At 59.7% G+C, this 20487-nt stretch carries 16 protein-coding genes; all 16 read left to right on the top strand.

Annotated elements, in window-relative coordinates; all coding sequences use genetic code 11:
• A partial coding sequence (locus IV088_RS10390) for an AEC family transporter (protein WP_291101522.1) occupies positions 1-537 on the top strand: 537 nt, incomplete at its 5' end.
• 178 nt (positions 538-715) lie between these two features.
• Positions 716-1882, top strand: a complete 1167-nt coding sequence (locus tag IV088_RS10385; RefSeq protein WP_291101519.1) for a nucleotide sugar dehydrogenase — start codon at positions 716-718, stop codon at positions 1880-1882.
• A gap of 33 nt (positions 1883-1915) precedes the next feature.
• Positions 1916-3718: an SGNH/GDSL hydrolase family protein gene (locus IV088_RS10380; protein ID WP_291101516.1), complete on the top strand. Its 1803-nt coding sequence runs from the start codon at positions 1916-1918 to the stop codon at positions 3716-3718.
• Positions 3719-3730: 12 nt separating this feature from the next.
• Positions 3731-4801, top strand: coding sequence for a glycosyltransferase (locus tag IV088_RS10375; protein ID WP_291101513.1), 1071 nt, complete (start codon positions 3731-3733; stop codon positions 4799-4801).
• The gene (locus IV088_RS10370) at positions 4798-5763 is read left to right on the top strand and encodes a glycosyltransferase family 2 protein (protein WP_291101510.1); all 966 of its coding nucleotides are present in this window, start codon (positions 4798-4800) and stop codon (positions 5761-5763) included. Before IV088_RS10375 ends, IV088_RS10370 begins: the two co-directional genes overlap by 4 nt.
• A gap of 28 nt (positions 5764-5791) precedes the next feature.
• Positions 5792-6754, top strand: a complete 963-nt coding sequence (locus IV088_RS10365; RefSeq protein WP_291101508.1) for a glycosyltransferase family 2 protein — start codon at positions 5792-5794, stop codon at positions 6752-6754.
• A 2-nt stretch (positions 6755-6756) separates the two neighbouring features.
• A complete protein-coding gene (locus tag IV088_RS10360) occupies positions 6757-7515 on the top strand; it encodes a glycosyltransferase family 2 protein (protein ID WP_291101505.1) in 759 nt (252 codons plus the stop codon).
• A gap of 75 nt (positions 7516-7590) precedes the next feature.
• Entirely contained in the window at positions 7591-8655 is a 1065-nt protein-coding gene (gene rfbB / locus IV088_RS10355) for a dTDP-glucose 4,6-dehydratase (RefSeq protein WP_291101503.1), read from the top strand.
• A complete protein-coding gene (gene rfbD / locus IV088_RS10350; protein ID WP_291101500.1) occupies positions 8652-9539 on the top strand; it encodes a dTDP-4-dehydrorhamnose reductase in 888 nt (295 codons plus the stop codon). Before rfbB ends, rfbD begins: the two co-directional genes overlap by 4 nt.
• A gap of 5 nt (positions 9540-9544) precedes the next feature.
• Complete coding sequence (rfbA, locus tag IV088_RS10345; protein WP_291101532.1) at positions 9545-10426, top strand: glucose-1-phosphate thymidylyltransferase RfbA; 882 nt, start codon at positions 9545-9547, stop codon at positions 10424-10426.
• 5 nt (positions 10427-10431) lie between these two features.
• Positions 10432-10977 (top strand): dTDP-4-dehydrorhamnose 3,5-epimerase, encoded by a 546-nt coding sequence (gene rfbC / locus IV088_RS10340; protein ID WP_291101497.1) that lies wholly within the window; start codon positions 10432-10434, stop codon positions 10975-10977.
• 8 nt (positions 10978-10985) lie between these two features.
• Complete coding sequence (locus tag IV088_RS10335) at positions 10986-12461, top strand: mannose-1-phosphate guanylyltransferase/mannose-6-phosphate isomerase (protein ID WP_291101494.1); 1476 nt, start codon at positions 10986-10988, stop codon at positions 12459-12461.
• Positions 12461-13252 (top strand): ABC transporter permease, encoded by a 792-nt coding sequence (locus IV088_RS10330; RefSeq protein WP_291101491.1) that lies wholly within the window; start codon positions 12461-12463, stop codon positions 13250-13252. The genes IV088_RS10335 and IV088_RS10330 overlap by 1 nt, the downstream gene beginning before the upstream one ends.
• Positions 13253-13275: 23 nt before the next feature.
• A complete protein-coding gene (locus tag IV088_RS10325; RefSeq protein ID WP_291101488.1) occupies positions 13276-14589 on the top strand; it encodes an ABC transporter ATP-binding protein in 1314 nt (437 codons plus the stop codon).
• Positions 14582-16603: a methyltransferase domain-containing protein gene (locus tag IV088_RS10320; protein WP_291101485.1), complete on the top strand. Its 2022-nt coding sequence runs from the start codon at positions 14582-14584 to the stop codon at positions 16601-16603. The genes IV088_RS10325 and IV088_RS10320 overlap by 8 nt, the downstream gene beginning before the upstream one ends.
• Entirely contained in the window at positions 16603-20313 is a 3711-nt protein-coding gene (locus tag IV088_RS10315; protein WP_291101482.1) for a glycosyltransferase, read from the top strand. Before IV088_RS10320 ends, IV088_RS10315 begins: the two co-directional genes overlap by 1 nt.
• Positions 20314-20487 lie beyond the last annotated feature (174 nt).

Here is a 20487-nt window from a genome sequence, read left to right as displayed (position 1 = left end):
GGCCTGCTGATGATCGCGGTGCTGATCGGCGTGTGCGTGCCGCTGTTCAACGTGGGTGCGGTCTGGCCCATGGCCCGCCACGCCAACAAGGGTTTCGCCCGCGAGCTGCTGCGCAACCCGCTGATCATCGGCACCGCCAGCGGCCTGATCGCCAACCTGCTGGGGTTTTCAATACCTGTCTGGCTGGAGCCCACGGTCAACCGCATCGGACAGGCCTCGCTGGCGCTGGGGCTCATGGCGGCGGGTGCTGGCATGCAGCTCGGCACCCTGGCCCAGGCCAAGACCCTGGGGGTGCTGGTGCTGGGGGCGAAGCACCTGGGCATGCCGCTCATGGCCTTGGGAATGGCCCGCCTGTTCCACCTGGACCCGACGCAAACCACGGTGTTGCTCATGTTTTCCGCCGTGCCCACCGCCTCCAGCTGCTACGTGCTGGCCGCCCGCATGGGCTACAACGGGCCCTATGTCGCGGGCCTGGTCACCCTGTCCACCCTGCTCGGCATGGTCAGCCTGCCTTTCGCGCTGGGGGTCCTCAACTGATCGGCGAGCAATGGCCGGCGGGGGGCCTTGTGGCAAAATTGGCGGGTTTTTGGTAGCGCTGCACCCGACGCTCACGGTTCGTGGAACACACCGGGTGCTCGCGCCAGGGCCGACAGCGAACCCACATCTGAACCCGCCCGCGCAGACGCCCGCGAGTTCCATCCATCGAAGGCTTTTCATGAAAATTGCGGTTGCAGGCACCGGCTACGTCGGTCTGTCCAACGCTGTGCTGTTGTCCCAGCACCACGAGGTGGTGGCGCTGGACATCGTCCCTGAAAAAGTGGCGCTCATCAACGCACGCAAGAGCCCCATCGGCGACACCGACATCGAGGAATTCCTGGCGAACCAGCCCTTGAACCTGAGGGCCACGTTGGACAAGCACGACGCCTACGAAGGCGCGAGCTTCGTCATCATCGCCACGCCCACCGACTACGACGCCGAAACCAACTACTTCAACACCCGTTCGGTGGAGGCGGTGATCCACGACGTCATGCGCATCAACCCGGACGCGGTGATGGTGATCAAGTCCACCGTGCCGGTGGGCTACACCGCCAAGATCAAGGCGCAGACAGGCTGCCAGAACCTGTTGTTTTCGCCCGAGTTCCTGCGCGAGGGCAAGGCCTTGCACGACAACCTGTACCCTTCGCGCATCATCGTGGGCGAACGCTCCGAACGCGCCGAGGTGTTTGCCGGTTTGCTGAAAGAAGGCGCACGCAAGCAGGACATCGACGTGCTGTTCGTGGACTCCACCGAAGCCGAAGCGGTCAAGCTGTTTTCCAACACCTACCTGGCGATGCGGGTGGCCTACTTCAACGAGCTGGACACCTACGCGGCGGCGCACAACCTCGACTCGCGCCAGATCATCCAGGGCGTGGGCCTGGACCCACGCATTGGCTCGCACTACAACAACCCCTCGTTCGGGTACGGCGGCTACTGCCTGCCCAAAGACACCAAGCAGATGCTGGCCAACTACCGGGAAGTGCCGCAAAACCTGATCCAGGCCATCGTGCAGTCCAACACCACGCGCAAGGACTTCATCGCCGAGAGCATCCTGCGCAAGAACCCGAAAACCGTGGGGGTGTACCGCCTGATCATGAAGGCGGGCTCGGACAATTTCCGCTCGTCCAGCATCCAGGGGATCATGAAGCGGATCAAGGCCAAGGGTGTGCGGGTCATCATTTACGAACCGGCCCTTCATGAGGCGGAATTTTTCCACTCGCCGGTGGTGAACGACCTGGACGCGTTCAAGAATGAGTCCGACGTCATCATCACCAACCGCCTGACGCCCACCCTGGCCGATGTGCAGGACAAGGTCTACACGCGCGACCTGTTCGGCAGCGACTGATCAACCCATCCATCTTCCGAGCCGAGGAACGCCATGAAACCCACCCCGTCACTCTCATTGATCGGCCTGGCTGTCAGCGCGCTGATCGCCGGTTGCGCCAGCTCCGGAGGCTCGGCCCCCAGCGTGGCCAACCCCTACAGCAGCAGTGGTGGCAGCGCGCTGGGTGAAGTCAAGGTCAACACCATGCGGGTGTTCGGCGACAGCTACTCCGACCCCAACTTCACCAGCTCGGCGGGCACCATCAACTGGGCCACCCAGATGCAGGCACGCGGCACGGTCACCAAGTCCGACATCTACGCCATCGGCGGCGCCCGCGCCAGCTACGGCGAGGCCCGGGCCTTTGATCGACAGATCAGCAACTGGGAAAGCCGGGGCACGGGCATCGCCGACGGTGACCTGACGGTGGTCTACCTGGGTCACAACGACATGGGCCGCAACGGCAGCCCGGACAACAACCTGACCAACGCCAAGAAGGGCTACTCGGACGGTGTCAACCGCCTGATCGCCGCCGGCGCGGCCAACGACAACCGCCGCCTGTTCGTGACGCAGCTCCATGACTGGGGTCGCGCCCCAGGCGTCTCGTCACTGGCATCCAAGCAGGTGATCGGCTGGAACAACTACATCGCCTCGGTCGCGAATGCCACGCCCAACGTGATCGCCGTGGACATGTACACCGTGTTCCAGCGCATCTTCACCGACCCGGCGAAGTACGGCTTCACCAATGTGTCGACGGCCGATCCATCGCGTTCGGCCATCGATGCGCTGTTCAACGATGCCACGCACTTTGGCAACCGGGGCCAGGACATCATCACCCGCGTCTACCAACACTACCTCACCCGGGGCTGGGACTGGGCCAACAGCGTCAGTGCCGGTGCCGACGCCGCGGGGCGCATCAACCAGGACATCGACAACGGCACGCTGGTGCTGGGCATGGCTGAGCAGAAGGCGCTCAAGCCTGGCTTCCGTCTGGTACCTCTGGGCATGCAAGGCCCGCAACCCTTCAGCTTCACCCCCCGCAACAGCAAGGTGTTCCAGCCCTTCGCCAACACCCAGCAAGGGAATGCATCAGCCCCCAGCGGCCTGGCCCTGGACATGAATGTCGGCTCCGACCACAACGCCAACAGCAGCCGGGTCGGCGTCGCCGTGTTCCAGCAGGACCAGGCCAGGTACCTGTCCACCACCGCACTGCGCAATTCCAAACAGTTCACCTCCGACGCCGTCTCGCTGTACTGGAACAAACCGGTGTCTGGGTGGCTGCTGAGCAGCCAGCTGTCCCACCTCGACCTGAATTTCAGCGGCAACGCCCAGGACGACATGGTGCAGCGCACGCTGAACAACAACAGCAAAGGCAACACCTGGTCGTTCGAGAACAAGCTGCGCTACCCGATGCGCAGCGGCATGTTCAACGTGACCCCATGGATGTCGCTGACCAGCCAGTCACACACCCTGGACCCATCCCTGACCTCCACGCTGTACACCACCGACGTGATGTTCAGCTCCAACCGGGTCAACGAGTGGTTGAGTGGTGTGGGCGTAGATGTGCAGGCCGATCCCATTGCGCTGGGTGGCCGCAAACAACTGCAGTTCGGCGGCAGCCTGCACCACGTGTCCAGCCTGTCTCGGGACACGGTGACAGTGTCCATGCAGGAATCCGGCTCGCCCGGCGTGGTTCAGCGCGAAATCTTCCCGCTGGCCAAGATCGAACGCACCCAGCTGGGGCTGCAGGCCGCCTTGAGCGTGGCCAAGAACCTGCAGTTCACCGCCACCTACGGCACCCAGCTCCAGGACGTCAAGAACACGTCCAGCCTGATGCTGAAGGCCCATGTCCGTTATTGACCGCAGCGATTCATGAAGATTCTGTACGTCGCTGGACGGGAGGCCGCCTATTCGCGCACCCGCATCGTGCTCAACGCCTTGCGCCAAAACGGCTTTGACGTGGTGGAATGCCTGCCGCCCGACAAGGCCTTCAAGCACTACCCCGGCCTGCTGCTAAAGACCTTGCTGAACGCGCCCCGCTGCGACGCGGTGGTGGTCGGTTTTTATGGTCAGTTGCTGGCACCGCTGGTGCGCCTGCTGACCTGGAAGCCCATCCTGTTCGACATGTACATCACGACTTACGACACCATGGTGTTCGACCGTGAAAAAGCCGCACCGGGTTCGCTTAAGGCACGCGGCTACGGCCTGAGCGACTGGCTGTCGTACAAGGTGTCCAAGCTGTCCATCCTCGACAGCCACCATGTGATTGCACACTTCGGCCGCACGATCCACACCGAAACCAGCAAGTTCCGGCGTCTCTTTCTGGCGGTGGACGACAGCGTCATCAAACCCGGCCCGACGCGTCCCGCCGACGGCGAATTCCTCGTGCACTTCCACGGTGAGTACATCCCCTTCCACGGTGTGCGCCACATCCTCAGGGCCGCCAAATTGCTGGAGCCGCACGGGGTGACGTTCCAGATCGTCGGCAAAGGGCTCACCTACGACGAAGACATGCAGCTGGCGCGCGAGCTCGGTCTGCCCCACGTCAACTTCCTCTCGCCCGTGCCCTACGCGAAACTGGCCGAGCTGATGGCCCGCGCCGATGTGTGCCTGGGCATCTTTGGCGACAACGCCCGCGCCCAGCTGGTGTTGACCAACAAGGTGGTCGAGGCCATCGGCGTGGGCAAACCGCTGATCACCAGCCGCAACGCGCCGGTGCAGGAACTGCTCCAGCACGAAGAGAGCGTGCTGCTGGTGAATCCGGCCGACCCGCAAGCGCTGGCCGACGCCATCCTGCGTTTGAAGAACGACGAGGCCCTGCGCCACAAGATCGCCGCCAATGGCCACTTGGTCTTTCAACAGCAGTGCGCCACCGCCACCTTCGGTCAACGTTTCACGGCCATCCTGAACGAAGTGCTGGGCCTGCGCCGCGCCGCCGAATGACCCAGCGAGCGCCGACGCCAGCGGGACCCACGCCCCGGGTCCATGTGCTGCTGGCCAGCTACCAGGGCGCGCGCTACATCAGCGAACAACTGGCGTCCATCGCCAACCAGACGCACCCGAACTGGAGTCTGACCATCAGCGACGACGGGTCCAAAGACGACACCGTGGCCCTGTGCGAGGCCTTCGCCGCACAGCACCCTGAGCATTCGATCAGGGTGATCCAGGGTCCCAGGCGCCACTCCACCGCCAACTTCTTTCACCTGCTGAATACGGTGCAGCCAGAAAGCGATGACGACCTGTTCGCCTTCAGCGACCAGGACGACGTCTGGATGGCCGACAAGCTGACCCGCGCGGTGGCCACCCTGCACACGCTCCAACCGGCGCACGGCCAGGCCGCGCTGTACGCGGCGCGCACCCGACTGGTGAATGAACACCTCCAGCCGACGGGCATCAGCCGACAACCGTTGCGCCGACTCGGTTTTGGCAATGCCTTGCTTCAGAACGTGGCCAGCGGAAACACCATGGTGTTCAACGCTGCGCTGCTGCGGCTGCTGCGGCTCATCCAACCCGGGCATGCGGTCTTACACGACTGGTGCGCCTACCAGGCCGTGACGGGGTGCGGCGGGTTGATGAGCTTCGATCCAGAACCCTGCCTGCTGTACCGGCAACACGCCGACAACCTGATCGGATCGCAAGGGCGCTCCTGGGACAAGGTTCAGCGCATCGGCAAGCTGTTTCGAGGCCAGTACCGAACCTGGGGCGACCAGACCGAAGCCGCCATGAACGACCTGGCACCCGCGCTGAAGCCCGAAGCGCTGCGCCTGCTGCGCAACTTCCAGGCGATGCGCCGGCAACCGGGCGCCCTCGGCCGGATACAGGCGGGCCGACGCAGTGGGCTGTGGCGTCAGACACTGTCGGGGCGCGCCTCGCTGTGGCTCGGACTGGCGATGAACCGCATCTGAGCCGGCCGATCACGCCCCAAAAAACATGATGAACAACCCTGTCGCCACCCCGACGCCCTCCCACGCCTGCGTCGTGCTGGTCTTGCTGCCGGTTTACAACGGGGCCCGGTTTCTCGCCCAGCAGATCGAGTCCGTGATGAACCAGACCGGTGTGCAGGTGTTCCTGATGTGCCGCGACGACGGCTCCACCGACGCATCGATCGATCTGCTGCGTGCACACCAGCAACGTTGGCCGGACCAAGTGCACCTGATCGAGGACGCACAGGGAAACCTCGGGGCGAGCGGCAATTTTTCGCGGCTGATGCACGCAGCGCTGGCGTTTGAGGCACCCACCCCGTGGACAGGCCAGCCCTGCTACGTGGCCCTGTCAGACCAGGACGATCTGTGGCACAGCGACAAGCTCGCCACCGCCGTGGCCGAGATCCGGCGCCTGGAACAGGCACACCCTGGCCAACCGGCGCTGGTCCACAGCGATCTGCGCGTGATCGCCGAAGACGGTCGCGAGATTGCGCCGTCCATGGCGCGCTACCAGGGCCTGCAGACCCAGCGCAGCGGCTTTGCCGCGCAGCTGCTGAGCAACACGCTCACCGGCTGCACCAGCCTGATGAACCGCGCCCTGCTGGAAAAGGGCTTGCCGGTGCCTCCCGACGCCATCATGCACGACTGGTGGTTGTCGCTCGTCGCCAGCTCCCTGGGCTGCCGCACCTACCTGGACACCCCGCTGATCGACTACCGCCAGCACGCCAGCAACGCCATTGGCGCCAAGGCCCAGGACCAACCCGTGGTGTTCAAGAGCATCATTCACCGCCTGTTTGACGATCGGCATGGCGACATCTTTCGCCTGAATGCGCGGCAGGCGGCGGCGTTTCTGGAACGCTTCCGAACCGAGCTGACGGCTCGCCAACGGTTCATCTTGTGGTTGGCATCGCACCTTGACCTGCCCGTGCCGCCGCTGCAGCGCCTGCTCTACCGCGTGCTGAGGAGACTGTGAGCATGCGTCTGTCCCTGGTGAGCCATGGCCAGGCGTCGCTGGCCAACCACTTCCTGCGCGATCTGGAACGGACGCACGAGGTCACCGAGCTGGTGGTGACCGAGAACGTCCCCGACACCGGTCTGGCGCTGCCGAACAGCCTGTCGGTCCGACACTTGCAGAATCCGTCGCCTCTGGGCTTCGCCGGCAACCACAACCAGGCCTTTCAGGGTTGCGACCAGTCCTTTTTCTGCGTGGCGAATCCCGACATCCGCCTGTTGTCCAACCCGTTCCCTGGCTTGCTGGCGGCCATGCAGGACCCGCGCGTGGGCCTGGTGGCGCCTTTGGTGCTTTGTCCTGCGGGCCTCCCGGAAGACAATGCCCGGCGTTTCCCGACCCCCTGGAACCTGGGACGCAAGTTGCTCGGCGGGGACGACGGCCGTTACCACCTGCAACCCAGCAAGACCCTCGCGCCCCAGCCGGTGGAGTGGGTCGCGGGCATGTTCCTGCTGTTTCGCTCAGAGGCTTTTCGGGATGTGGGAGGCTTTGATGCTAAATTCCATCTTTATTACGAGGATGTGGACATCTGCGCCCGCCTGTGGAAATCAGGCTGGAAAGTGATGTGCGATCCCGGGGTCACCGTGGTGCACGAAGCCCAACGGGCCAGCCGGCACAACCCACGGTACATGAGTTGGCATGCCGCCAGCATGGCACGCTACTTCCTCAAACACCTGGGTCGTCTGCCTGCAGCGCGTTCCACAAACACCGGTCAACAGATTTGACCCCCCACCGCTTGCCGACCTGAAATGGGGGCGGCGGCTCAATCAGCAAACGCAAGACACAACGCAGGAGCGAAAATGATTCTGGTCACGGGTGCCGCAGGCTTTATTGGCGCAAATTTTGTGCTGGACTGGGTGGAGCAATCCGAGGAGGCGGTGGTGAACCTGGACAAGCTCACCTACGCCGGCAACCCGGAAAACCTCGCCAGCCTGCAGGGCAATCCCCAGCACATTTTTGTCCAGGGCGACATTGGCGACCGTGGCCTCCTGGATCGCCTGCTGGCCGAGCACCGCCCGCGTGCGGTGGTGAATTTCGCGGCCGAGAGCCATGTGGATCGATCGATCCACGGCCCGGAGGATTTCATCCAGACCAATGTGGTCGGGACCTTCCACCTGCTCGAAGCCGTGCGCGCCCACTGGGGTTCGCTGGAAGGCGCCGAAAAGGACGGATTCCGTTTCTTGCACGTGTCGACCGACGAGGTCTACGGCACCTTGGGCCCCCAGGACGCGCCGTTCACCGAAACCACGCCTTACACGCCCAACAGCCCCTACTCGGCCACGAAGGCTGCCAGCGACCACCTGGTGCGGGCCTACCACCACACCTACGGCATGCCGGTGCTCACCACCAATTGCTCGAACAACTACGGGCCCTACCATTTTCCCGAGAAGCTGATCCCGCTGATGATCGTCAACGCCCTGGCGGGCAAGGCGCTGCCGGTCTATGGAGACGGCATGCAGGTGCGTGACTGGCTCTACGTCAAGGACCACTGCAGCGCGATCCGTCGCGTGCTGGAAGCCGGCCAGGTCGGTGAAACCTACAACGTCGGCGGCTGGAACGAAAAGCCCAACATCGAGATTGTGAAGACGGTGTGCGCCCTGCTCGGTGAAATGCGCCCGCGTGCGGATGGCCTGCCCTACACGAGCCAGATCACCTACGTGAAAGACCGTCCGGGCCACGACCGCCGCTACGCCATCGACGCCAGCAAGATCCACCGTGAACTCGGCTGGAAGCCGGCCGAAACCTTCGAGAGCGGCATCCGCAAAACGGTGCAGTGGTACCTGGACCACCCTGACTGGGTCGCCCACGTGCAGAGCGGCGACTACCGCCACTGGATCGGCCAGCAGTACGGGGCGACTGCATGAACATCCTCCTGACCGGCAAGAACGGGCAGGTCGGTTTTGAGTTGCAACGCGCCCTGGCCCCTCTGGGGCAGGTGCATGCGGTGGATTCGGGTGACTGTGATCTGGCCGACGCGCAGGCCTTGCGCGCGCTGGTTCGTCGGGTCAAGCCGCAGCTCATTGTCAATCCCGCTGCCTACACGGCGGTAGACCGGGCCGAAAGCGACCCAGCCCAGGCCATGGCGGTCAACGCCCTGGCGCCGGCGGTATTGGGCGAAGAGGCGAAAAAGCTGGGCGCTGCGGTGATTCACTTTTCGACCGACTATGTGTTCGACGGTCAGAAGGTGGGCAAGTACACGGAGGATGACGCGACAGCTCCCTTGAGCGCCTATGGTCGCAGCAAGCTCCAAGGCGAGCGCGCCCTGGCGCAGGCCACGCCCCATCACCTGATTCTGCGCACCAGTTGGGTGGTTGGTGCGCACGGGAGCAACTTTGCCAAAACCATGCTGCGGCTGGCGACCGAACGCGAGCAGCTCAACGTGGTGAATGACCAGCATGGCGCACCCACATCGGCCGCGCTGATTGCCGACGTGTCGGCGCATCTGGTGCGTCGGCTGCAGACCGTTGGAGAGGCGAGCTTTCCGTTTGGGCTCTATCACGTGACAGCGGGCGGTGAGACCAACTGGTGCGACTACGCGCGTTTCGTGATCGGCTACGCCCAGCGCACAGGACGCTCACTTCGTCTCACACCAAACGACATCCTCCCCATTGGAACGGGCCAATACCCCACAACGGCCCGCAGGCCGCTGAACTCCTGTCTGGACACCACGCATTTCCGCGACACCTTCGGCCTGCAACTGCCGCACTGGCAGCAAGGCCTTGACCACATCCTGCAACAGATCTTATGAACGCCATGCACAGAAAAGGCATCATCCTCGCCGGCGGTTCGGGCACCCGTCTGTACCCTGTCACCCAGGCCGTGAGCAAGCAGCTCATGCCGGTGTACGACAAGCCGATGATCTACTACCCGCTGAGCACGCTGATGCTCGCGGGCATCCGTGACATCCTGATCATTTCCACGCCGCAAGACACTCCGCGCTTCACCGAACTGCTGGGCGACGGCAGCCAGTGGGGCCTGAACCTGCAATACGCTGTGCAACCCAGTCCTGACGGTCTGGCACAGGCCTTCATCATTGGTGAAGACTTCCTCGGCAACAGCCCTTCCTCGCTGGTGCTGGGCGACAACATTTTCTACGGTCACGACTTCGCTGCCCTGCTCGGCAACGCCACGGTTCGCCCCGACGGTGCCACCGTGTTTGCGTACCACGTCAACGACCCGCACCGCTACGGCGTGGCCGAGTTTGACCCCAGTGGCAAGGTGCTCAGCCTGGAAGAAAAGCCACTCCAGCCCAAGAGCAACTACGCCGTGACCGGGCTCTACTTCTACGACAACCAGGTCGTGGACATGGCCAAGAACCTCAAGCCTTCGCCGCGCGGCGAGCTGGAGATCACCGACCTGAACCGCCTCTACCTCGACGCCAATCAACTGCACGTCGAAGTCATGGGCCGAGGCTACGCCTGGCTGGATACCGGCACCCACGACAGCCTGCTCGAAGCCGGCCAGTTCATTGCCACACTGGAGAAACGCCAGGGCCTCAAGGTGGCCTGCCCCGAAGAGATCGCCTACCGCAGCCGCTGGATCGACATCGAGCAGGTGCAGCGGCTGATCAAGCCCCTCGCCAAGAACGGCTACGGGCAGTACCTGCAACAAATCATCAAAGACGACCTGCGCTGAACGCCATGAAAGCAACCCCCCTGGCCATCCCCGAAGTCATCCTGTTCGAACCCAAGGTGTTCGGCGACGACCGTGGCTTCTTCTACGAAAGCTTCAACCAGGCCCGGTTCGAAGAGGCCGTCGGCCATGCGGTCGAGTTTGTGCAGGACAACCACTCCAAATCGAGCAAAGGTGTGCTTCGCGGGCTGCACTACCAGGTCCAGCAGGCACAAGGCAAGCTGGTCCGGGCGGCACAGGGCGAGGTGTTCGACGTGGCCGTGGACATCCGCCGCTCCTCGCCGACGTTTGGCAAGTGGGTCGGTGCGCTGCTGAGCGCCGACAACAAGCACCAGCTCTGGGTGCCGCCGGGCTTTGCCCACGGTTTCGTGGTGCTCAGCGACACCGCCGAGTTCCTCTACAAGACCACCGACTACTACGCACCGGCGCACGAGCGCTGCATCGTCTGGAACGACGCTGATCTGGACATCGACTGGCACACCGGCACGCCCCCCCTTCTCTCTGCGAAAGACCAGGCCGGCGCCGCCTTCAGGCAGGCCGAGGTTTTCGCCTGACACGCTCCATGAAACTGTTTTCTGTTGTTCTTTCCGGCGGGGCCGGCACACGCTTGTGGCCTGTTTCTCGACAGGCCCATCCCAAACCCTTCATGAAGCTCGGGGGCAGCGCGCTGCTGGAGCAAGCGATTACCCGTGGCCAAGCCTGCGGGACGGATGATCTCTTGATCGTGACCAACCAGGACCACCTGTTCCTGACGCAGGGTCTGTTGGCCGAAATGGTGGCCCCCCCAAAAGCGCACTACCTCCTGGAACCCAAGGGCCGGAACACCGCACCGGCCATCGCGTTGGCAGCGCTCAGCTGTCAATCCACTGCGGGTGACGACGCCGTGATGCTTGTGCTTCCGGCAGACCACCTGATTCCCGACACCGAAACCTTCGTGGCCAACGCCTTGGAGGCAATCCGCCAAGCACAGAATGGCCAGCTGGTGGTGTTCGGCATTCATCCCACCGGCCCGGAAACCGGTTTTGGCTACATCGAAGTCGCCAAGGTTGGACGGGAGGTGCAACCGGTACTCAAATTCGTCGAAAAGCCCGACTTACTCACGGCCCAGGAGTACCTCGCCACAGGTCGTTTCTACTGGAACAGCGGCATGTTCTGCTTCACGGCAGGCACCTTGCTGGCGGCTCTGGCGCTACACGCACCCGATGTCCTTGCCGCAGCCCAGCAGGCCATGTTGCAGTCCACCACCAAGCCCCTGCCCCTGGCCGAGCAGGCCGCGGCACCGCTGGTCACACGCTTCGACGGACACGCTTTCGGCAAACAGCCCGACATCAGCATCGACTACGCGGTCATGGAACGCGCCACCAATGTGGTGCTGGTTCCCGCGCGCTTTGGCTGGAGCGACGTTGGCGCCTGGCCCGCCGTCGCCCAGGCCCACACACCCGACGCCAGCGGCAACACGCTGGGCGCGGCCGACAACACCGACTGGGTGGCCGTGAACACCACTGGCACACACGTCCACATCGATAGCCATTGCCACAAAGTGGTGGCAACGTTGGGCGTCAAAGACTTGGTGGTGGTGGACACTCCCGACGCACTCCTGATCGCGAGCAAACAGGAAGCACAAAGCGTCAAACGGATCGTCGACGCGCTCAAAGAACGCCACGTCAACAGTCCGCAGCACCAGAGTACCCTGCTGCCGCCAGAAGTGCACCGGCCCTGGGGCACCTACTCGACGCTGAAAGAAGAAGACGGTTACAAGGTCAAGCGCATCACCATCAAGCCGGGGCAAAGCCTGAGCCTGCAATACCACCACCAGCGCGCCGAACACTGGGTGGTCGTGCGTGGCCGGGGCATCGTCCAGATCGGCGATGCCGAATACCCCACGCGCCCGGGTGAATACCGCCACATTCCATTGCAGGAAAAACACCGCCTGACCAACACGGGGCGCGACGAACTGGTGATGATCGAGGTGCAATGCGGTGACTACCTGGGCGAAGACGACATCGTTCGGCTCGCCGACACCTACGGGCGAATCTGATGGACATGATCCGGGCCCTGTGGGCTTACCGGGGCTTCATCCTCGGCAGCGTCAAACGCGAGTTCCAGACCAAATACCGCAATTCCCTGCTGGGCGCGGCGTGGAACATCATCAACCCCCTGTCGATGATCTTCGTCTACACGGTCATCTTCTCCCAGCTCATGAAGACACGGCTTCCAGGAGTCGAGGGTGACTACGCCTTCAGCATCTACCTGTGCACCGGCATCCTGATCTGGGGCCTATTTTCCGAAATCACGACGCGGGCCACTGGCATGTTCCTCGAACATGCCAACCTACTGAAGAAACTGAGCTTTCCCCGCCTGTGCCTGCCGGTCACGGTGGTCAGCAACGCGGTGCTCAACTTCGGCATCGTCTTCGGCCTCTTCACCCTCTTCCTGCTGCTGTCCGGCAACTTCCCGGGCTGGGCCTTTCTGGCGCTGATCCCGCTGCTGCTGCTGCTGGTGCTGTTCGCCATCGGCATCGGCATCACCCTCGGCGTGCTAAACGTCTTCTTCCGCGATGTGGGGCAGTTCTTCGGCATTTTCCTCTCGTTTTGGTTCTGGTTCACCCCCATCGTCTACCCGGTGGCCATCCTGCCCGAACAGGTGCAGTACCTTATGAAGTTCAATCCCATGGCCAGCGTCATGGTGGCCTGCCAGGGAGTTCTCGTGCATGGTCAGTGGCCACACTGGACCAGCCTCTGGCCCGTGGCGGCGCTGACGGCCTTCCTCTGCATCTTTGGCCTGCGTCTGTTTCGCCTGCGATCTGGCGAAATGGTGGATGAACTCTGAAGACGAATCGGCAGTTACACACCATGGGCACCATCTCTGTTTCTCACCTGGGCAAGGCCTACAAGCAATACCCATCACGCTGGGCACGCTTGGCCGAATGGCTTGTCCCGTTTTATCCGCAGCGCCACACCCTGAAATGGATTTTGCAGGACATCAGCTTCAACATTCAACCAGGCGAGACCGTGGGAATCATGGGCGTGAATGGGGCTGGCAAAAGCACCCTGCTCAAAATGATCACGGGCACCACTCAGCCCACCACGGGCAGTGTGCACATGACGGGCCGTGTCGCTGCCATGCTGGAGCTCGGCATGGGCTTCCATCCTGACTTCACAGGGCGTCAAAACGTCATGATGGCCGGGCAACTACTTGGCCATGCCGTCGAAGACATTCAAAGGTTGCTTCCCGAAATCGAAGCCTTTGCCGAAATCGGTGATTACATTGACGAGCCTGTGCGCGTTTACAGCAGCGGCATGCAGGTGCGCCTGGCTTTTAGCGTGGCCACCGCCATCCGCCCTGACATCCTGATCGTAGACGAAGCACTTTCGGTCGGTGACGCCTATTTCCAGGCCAAGTGCTTTCAGCGCATCAATGAGTTCAAGGAACGAGGCACCACGCTTCTTCTGGTTACTCACAGCACTGCAGACGTGGTGAAACATTGTGCCCGGGCGATTTTGCTCAAAAATGGCCAGATGATCATGGACGGTTCATCGAGGGCAGTTTCTAACCGCTATATGGACGAATTGTTCGGTAAGCGAAGGAAAACTCAAGATGAACCCAGTCTAGCCAATGCCACCGAAGAGCAGCAATTTTTTCATGGTGCGGCTGAAGAGTTTCACACCCGCTCTGGGTACCATCCACAAGAACATCGCTGGGGTCAGGGTGGAGCAGTCATCCTCGACTACCTCGTGGTTGCAGATGGTGAAAAATACCCCTCCCGCATCGAGGCCAATGCCAATACCGACTTCGTTTTCAAGGTGCGATTCGATGCCAATTTCGACAATGTCGTTCCAGGTTTTCTAATCAAGACATTGGAAGGCATTTTTCTCTACGGCACCAACTCCTTTGTGTCATCACATGGAAAAGAGCGCATTTCAGCTCGCGCCGGGGAAATCAAGGTATTTCGATTTTCGCTGCCCCTCAACCTCAACGAAGGGCATTACCTTGCATCGTTCGGAATTTCTTCTGGCGACCCACTGCACGACCTGACCCCCTTGGACCGCCGCTATGACTCAGTCCTGCTCCATGTGGGTCGGACTTTGCAGTTCTGGGGCATTGTGGATCTCCGCGCCTCGTTTCAAAGGTTGGACATCCCACAGCAAAGCACTACGCATGATTAACTCCCTTGTTGCAGACCTACCTGAGGTCTATCAGCCCATTTATGGGCATCCAGAACTGTCTCGCCATGTATCCCGCACCAGCCAGGATCGGCTCGAACACATTGCACGCATCCACGATGCGATACAGCGCTTGCTTGGCAGACCGCTTAGGGTGCTGGACCTTGGTTGTGCTCAAGCCTATTTCAGCCTCAACTTGGCCGAGCGCGGTGCAACCGTTCACGGGGTCGACTATCTTGACAAAAACATATCTGTTTGCTGTGCTCTCGCCAGGGAGAATGCGGCTCTACAAGTCAGCTTTGAAACTGGCCGGATTGAAGATGTCATCACTCGCTTGGAGCCTGGTCAATACGACCTCGTGCTGGGGTTAAGCGTCTTCCATCACATCGTGCATGAAAAGGGTGTCGCGGTCGTCCAGGCTTTGCTGGGTCGCGCTGCCGCTCAATGTGGAGCGCTTGTGCTGGAGCTGGCCTTGCGCGAAGAACCTCTCTACTGGGGCCCCGCGCAACCAAAGGACCCACGCTCATTGTTGGATTCCATTCCTTTTATCCACGAAGTGGCTCGGCACAGCACCCACTTGGCAAACATCGTTCGACCGCTACTTGTAGCGAGCGATAAGTACTGGATACTGAGTGGCCAAGCCTACCGGTTTCATAGCTGGACAATGGATCCCCACACATTGGCTCATGGACTCTATCAATCAAGTCGGCGGTATTTTTTTGGGGAAGATCAAGTTGTCAAATTGTATCGATTTGATCACATATTGGGTGACGTCAATCGAGATCATTTCACCAACGAGATGACTTTTTTGCGGAATCCACCGATTGGATTTTCCGCCCCAAATCTCATTGTTTGCGACAACAACGAAACAGAAGCCTGGGTCGCGATGCAGCGGCTACCAGGTCGACTTTTGCTTGACTTGCTCCGTGAAAATGTTGCTCTCGACACCCATGCATTGTTGCTCTTCGTGCTCGATCAACTCGCTTCGCTCGAAGCGGTTGGTTTGTTTCACAACGATGTGCGGACCTGGAATATTCTTGTCGCCGAAGATGGCGCTGTGCATCTCATCGACTACGGTTCGATCTCTCCTGTTGCACAGGACTGCGTCTGGCCTGCCAATCCATTTTTTGCATTCTTTATCTTCGTCCGAGAAGTCATCACCGGTGAAATCGATGACCCGGATCCGCTGCGCACCATCGCCATAACCCCCCTGCGACTGCCGGCAAGGTACCAGGCGTGGGCCACGGCCCTATGGCACCGTCCGTTGACCGAATGGTCCTTCCATCTCATGCATCAGACGCTGCTGAAAGGCGTTGACGATGGCGACTCGCGCCCGTCTCCAAACAATCCGCAAGATGTCTGGATGCAGGTGATTGAAGAAGCAATACAGACACAAAAGAACCTCGGCCAACACATCAGAGCGGGCTTGAACGCAGTGCAAACCGAGCTTAAGGCTTTCGTGGCACCTGCACAACAGGCCACAGCCTCCGCCGACAACGCCTTATCCATCGCGCAACAGGCCATGGATGCATCACAGCAAACACGTGACCTTATCACCGGTTTTGAATCGACGCTGCAGCAGTATCAAAGCCTGGCAGTGGCATCCGAACAGCGGATACATGCCTTGCTCAGCAGCACCTCATGGCAGATCACAGCGCCGCTGCGTTGGCTCAGCTTGCAGAGAAAGTTGCTGGCCACATATGGCTGTCGCTCGCGTTTTCGCGCTCTGTTGAAGAAGATTCTTCTGCGGCAAATAGTCGCCATCAATGCACGGCCCCAGTTGCGCATGCGCCTAGTGAAAGGAGTACGCCGGTTGGGTTTGTACCCCAGTATGCGAGAACTGTATTTCCGCTTACAGGGTCAACCAGAAAGCAATATTGCGCCGGACTTAAATGCACAAACTCCGCCGCGTTCTGATTTCATGGCAATGACTGAAGATCACTTATCGCCACGTACCCGCCAGATCTACATCAATCTCAAAGACGCCATAGAGCACCACCGGAAGGAGAATGGCTGATGCGCATCGTCATCGACCTTCAGGCGGTGCAAGCGGAAAATCGACTGCGAGGTATTGGTCGTTATTCGCTGTCCCTGGCCTTGGCGATGGTGCGCAAACGGGGTGAACATGAGGTCCTGATTGCGTTAAATGGTCTCTTCCCCGATACCATAGAACCTATCCGCGCTGCGTTCAACAACCTACTGCCGCAAGAAAATATCCGCGTCTGGAATGCCGTTGCACCCGTTGCCGGCATCAACACGACCAACGATTGGCGCCGGCACTCGGCGGAATTGGTGAGGGAGGCATTTCTCACCAGTCTCAGGCCGGACGTGGTACATATATGCAGCCTGTTCGAAGGCCTTGGGGATGATGCCGTATCCAGCGTTGGTGCACTGTCACGGACGCACCCGACGGCCGTGACACTCTTTGATCTGATTCCCTACATTCATCGCAAACCCTATCTTGAAGATCCGGCAGTCGAGGCTTGGTATTTGGGAAAAATAGAGCATCTGCGCCGTGCCGATCTCTGGCTGACCATCTCGGAATCATCCCGAAGGGAAGGCATCGACCACCTCGGTTTACCGCATGATCGATCGGTCAATATCTCTACCGATGCCGATGCTACCTTTCAGCGGATCGAAATTTCAGCTGAATCAGAAAAAACACTTCGGCAACAGTATGGTTTGCACCGCCCCTTTCTGATGTACACCGGCGGCATCGATCATCGGAAGAACATCGAAGGTCTTATTCGCGCATTTTCGAAGTTGCCAACCGTACTGCGCAACGCCCATCAGTTGGCCATCGTTTGCTCCATGCAGCCAGGAAGAAAGCAACTATTGGAACGACTGGCTGCGCAAGTGGGGTTAGGTAAAGATGAAATGGTGCTCACCGGATTCGTCCCTGAAGATGACCTTCTTGCCCTCTACAACCTTTGTACACTGTTCGTTTTTCCATCTTGGCACGAAGGTTTCGGTCTGCCTGCTCTGGAGGCAATGCGTTGCGGCGCTCCTGTGATCGCAGCAGACACATCCAGTTTGCCCGAGGTCGTTGGGTGGGCTGATGCACTATTTGACCCCCATTCTGATGAGGCAATCACGCGTGCGGTAGAACGCGCTCTCACAGACGCGGCGTTTCGTGCGCAGTTGATTGCTCATGGACAAATGCAGTCAGTCAAGTTTTCGTGGGACATGACCGCTCGACGCGCAATTGATGCGATGGAAAGATTGGTCATCGACAGGACTGCTCAGCGGGCGTCCAAAGCTGCGCCGCCAAATCGGCTCCGGCTCGCCTACGTGTCGCCCCTTCCTCCCGAACGATCCGGCATTTCCGACTACAGCACTGAGCTGCTACCCGCATTGGCGCAACACTACGAGATTGAAGTGGTGGTTGCTCAGGACAGCGTCACTGACGCGTGGATCAAGGCGAATTGCCCAATTCGGTCGTTGCAGTGGTTCGCGGAAAACAGCAAACGCTTCGACCGTGTTCTCTACCATTTCGGCAACTCTGCATTTCACCAGCATATGTTTGGGCTGCTAAGCGCCGCCCCAGGTGTCGTGGTACTTCATGACTTTTACCTGTCCGGGATACTCCACCATATGGATGCCACGGGTCGCTCTCCAGGTTGCTTTACGGAGCAGCTGTATCGGTCACACGGGTATGCCGCTCTACTGGACCGTGCTCACGCCACCAATGAGACGGACGTCATCTGGGAATATCCCTGCAGCCGAGATGTCATCGAAAGTGGCATTGGAACGATCGTTCATTCAGAAAATTCTATTCAATTGGCTCAGCGCTGGTATGGTCACGATGTACAGGCGTACTCAGTGATTCCGCTGCTGCGTGTTCAAGAACGTTCAAATAAGGCTTCTGCGGCGCGCAATGCCTTAGGTTTTTCAGACAACGACTTTCTTGTCTGTTCGTTCGGTATTCTTGGCCCAAGCAAGCTCAATCATCGTTTATTGCAAGCCTGGTTAGATTCCTCCCTTGCAAAGTTAGCCACCTGCCATCTCGTCTTTGTTGGCGAAAACCACGCTGATGACTATGGAACCGAACTTCTTGCCTTGATCAAACGACACCCGAACGGCTCATCTGTTGATATCACCGGCTGGGTTGAAAAAGAGACATTTCAAAAATACCTCAATGCAGCGGATCTTGGCGTACAACTCCGATCGTTTTCACGAGGCGAAACGTCAGCTGCCGCACTCGACTGCATGAATTATGGCTTGGCTACTATAGTCAACGCAAACGGCAGTATGGCAGATTTGGACGATGACGCTGTTTGGAAACTTCCTGATGAGTTTGACGACCAAGCACTCATTGATGCTTTGGAAACCTTGTGGCGTGATCGAGGCAGGCGTAAGCAGATCGGCACAAAAGCAAGAAGCGTCATTCTCGAGAACCATGACCCCATTCGCTGTGCCCAGCAATATAAAGTTGCTATCGAAGGCTTCTACAAAAACCAAGGTACGCTGAAAAACCTGATAACCGCGATCAGCGCTATTCCGACTGCACCTATGCCTGAATGCGAGCTAGAGCAACTTGCGTACTCAATGGCAACCACGTTTCCACCCGCGCGAGCAGGGAAGAGCTTGCTGGTTGACATCTCAGAGCTTGTGCAGCGTGACGCCAAAACTGGCATCCAGCGTGTGGTGCGCAGCATATTGAAGCACTGGTTGCTTAACCCGCCGGCCGGCTGGCGAGTGGAACCGGTCTATGCCACAGCCTCAGAACCTTATCGATATGCAAGGCAGTACACAACCACCTTTCTCAGCATACCAAGTGCAGGGTTAGCCGACGAAGTGATCGACTTCTCGCCTGGCGATATCTTTTTTGTGTTGGATTTTCAGCCCCAAGTGCAAGCGGCACAGGCCAGCTTCTACCAACATCTGCGCGCCCAAGGCGTAACCGTCAAATTCCATGTTTACGATCTGCTCTGCATTCTTCAGTCCCAACACTTCCAACCCGGCGCGGCAGAGGTCTTATCCGACTGGTTGCAGGTTGTAGGTGAAAGCGATGGCGCCATCTGCATCTCGAAAGCGGTTGCCTTAGAGCTTCAGGACTGGATGAGGGCCAAGACATGGAAACGCCTTCGTTCATTCCAACTGACCTCGAACCCGCTAGGCGCTGACTTCAGCGGCTCTGCGCCGAGTCGAGGTCTGCCCTCAGATGCAGATCATGTTCTTGCAACCATCAAGCAGCGCCCCAGCTTCCTGATGGTCGGAACGCTGGAACCACGCAAGGGCCACGCCCAAGCGCTTGGTGCATTCGAGCTTCTTTGGCAAAGCGGCGTCGACGTGAATCTTGTGATCGTCGGAAAACAAGGATGGATGGTCGAACCACTTGCGGAAAAGCTGCGCAGTCACAACGAACGAGAGAGACGTCTGATCTGGCTTGAGGGCATTAGCGACGAATATTTGGAACATGTCTATGTATCAAGCACCTGCCTCATTGCTGGATCCTACGGCGAAGGGTTTGGCCTACCTCTAATTGAAGCAGCCCAGCACAACCTGCCGATCATTGCAAGAGATATCCCTGTGTTTCGGGAGGTCGCGGGCAAGCATGCGTTTTATTTCAATGCAATCACCTCAGAACAATTGACACAATTCATTAGCAATTGGTTAACTCTTTATCAGGAACATAAGCAACCCAAGTCAGACAACATGCCTTGGCTTAGCTGGAACCAAAGCTCGAATCAACTCCTACAGGTTATTTTCGACAGAGTCACCTAAGTTAAAGACCGGCGCTATCAGTTGGGGAAGGGGGTGGGATCAATAGCATGAAAAAAAAACATCATCACCGGCACCACCAGCCAAAACGGCGTCCACCTTGCGAACTACTTTTGGGAAGACGTAAAGACTATATTAACAGGCAAAGAAAAAAATAGTTTGAATCAATGGAGCATA

Source organism: Hydrogenophaga sp., from assembly GCF_018780075.1.
Classification (GTDB): Bacteria; Pseudomonadota; Gammaproteobacteria; order Burkholderiales; family Burkholderiaceae_C; genus Hydrogenophaga.
Note: the sequence above shows the minus strand (reverse complement) of the source record. Positions and strands in the feature narration are given on the sequence as shown.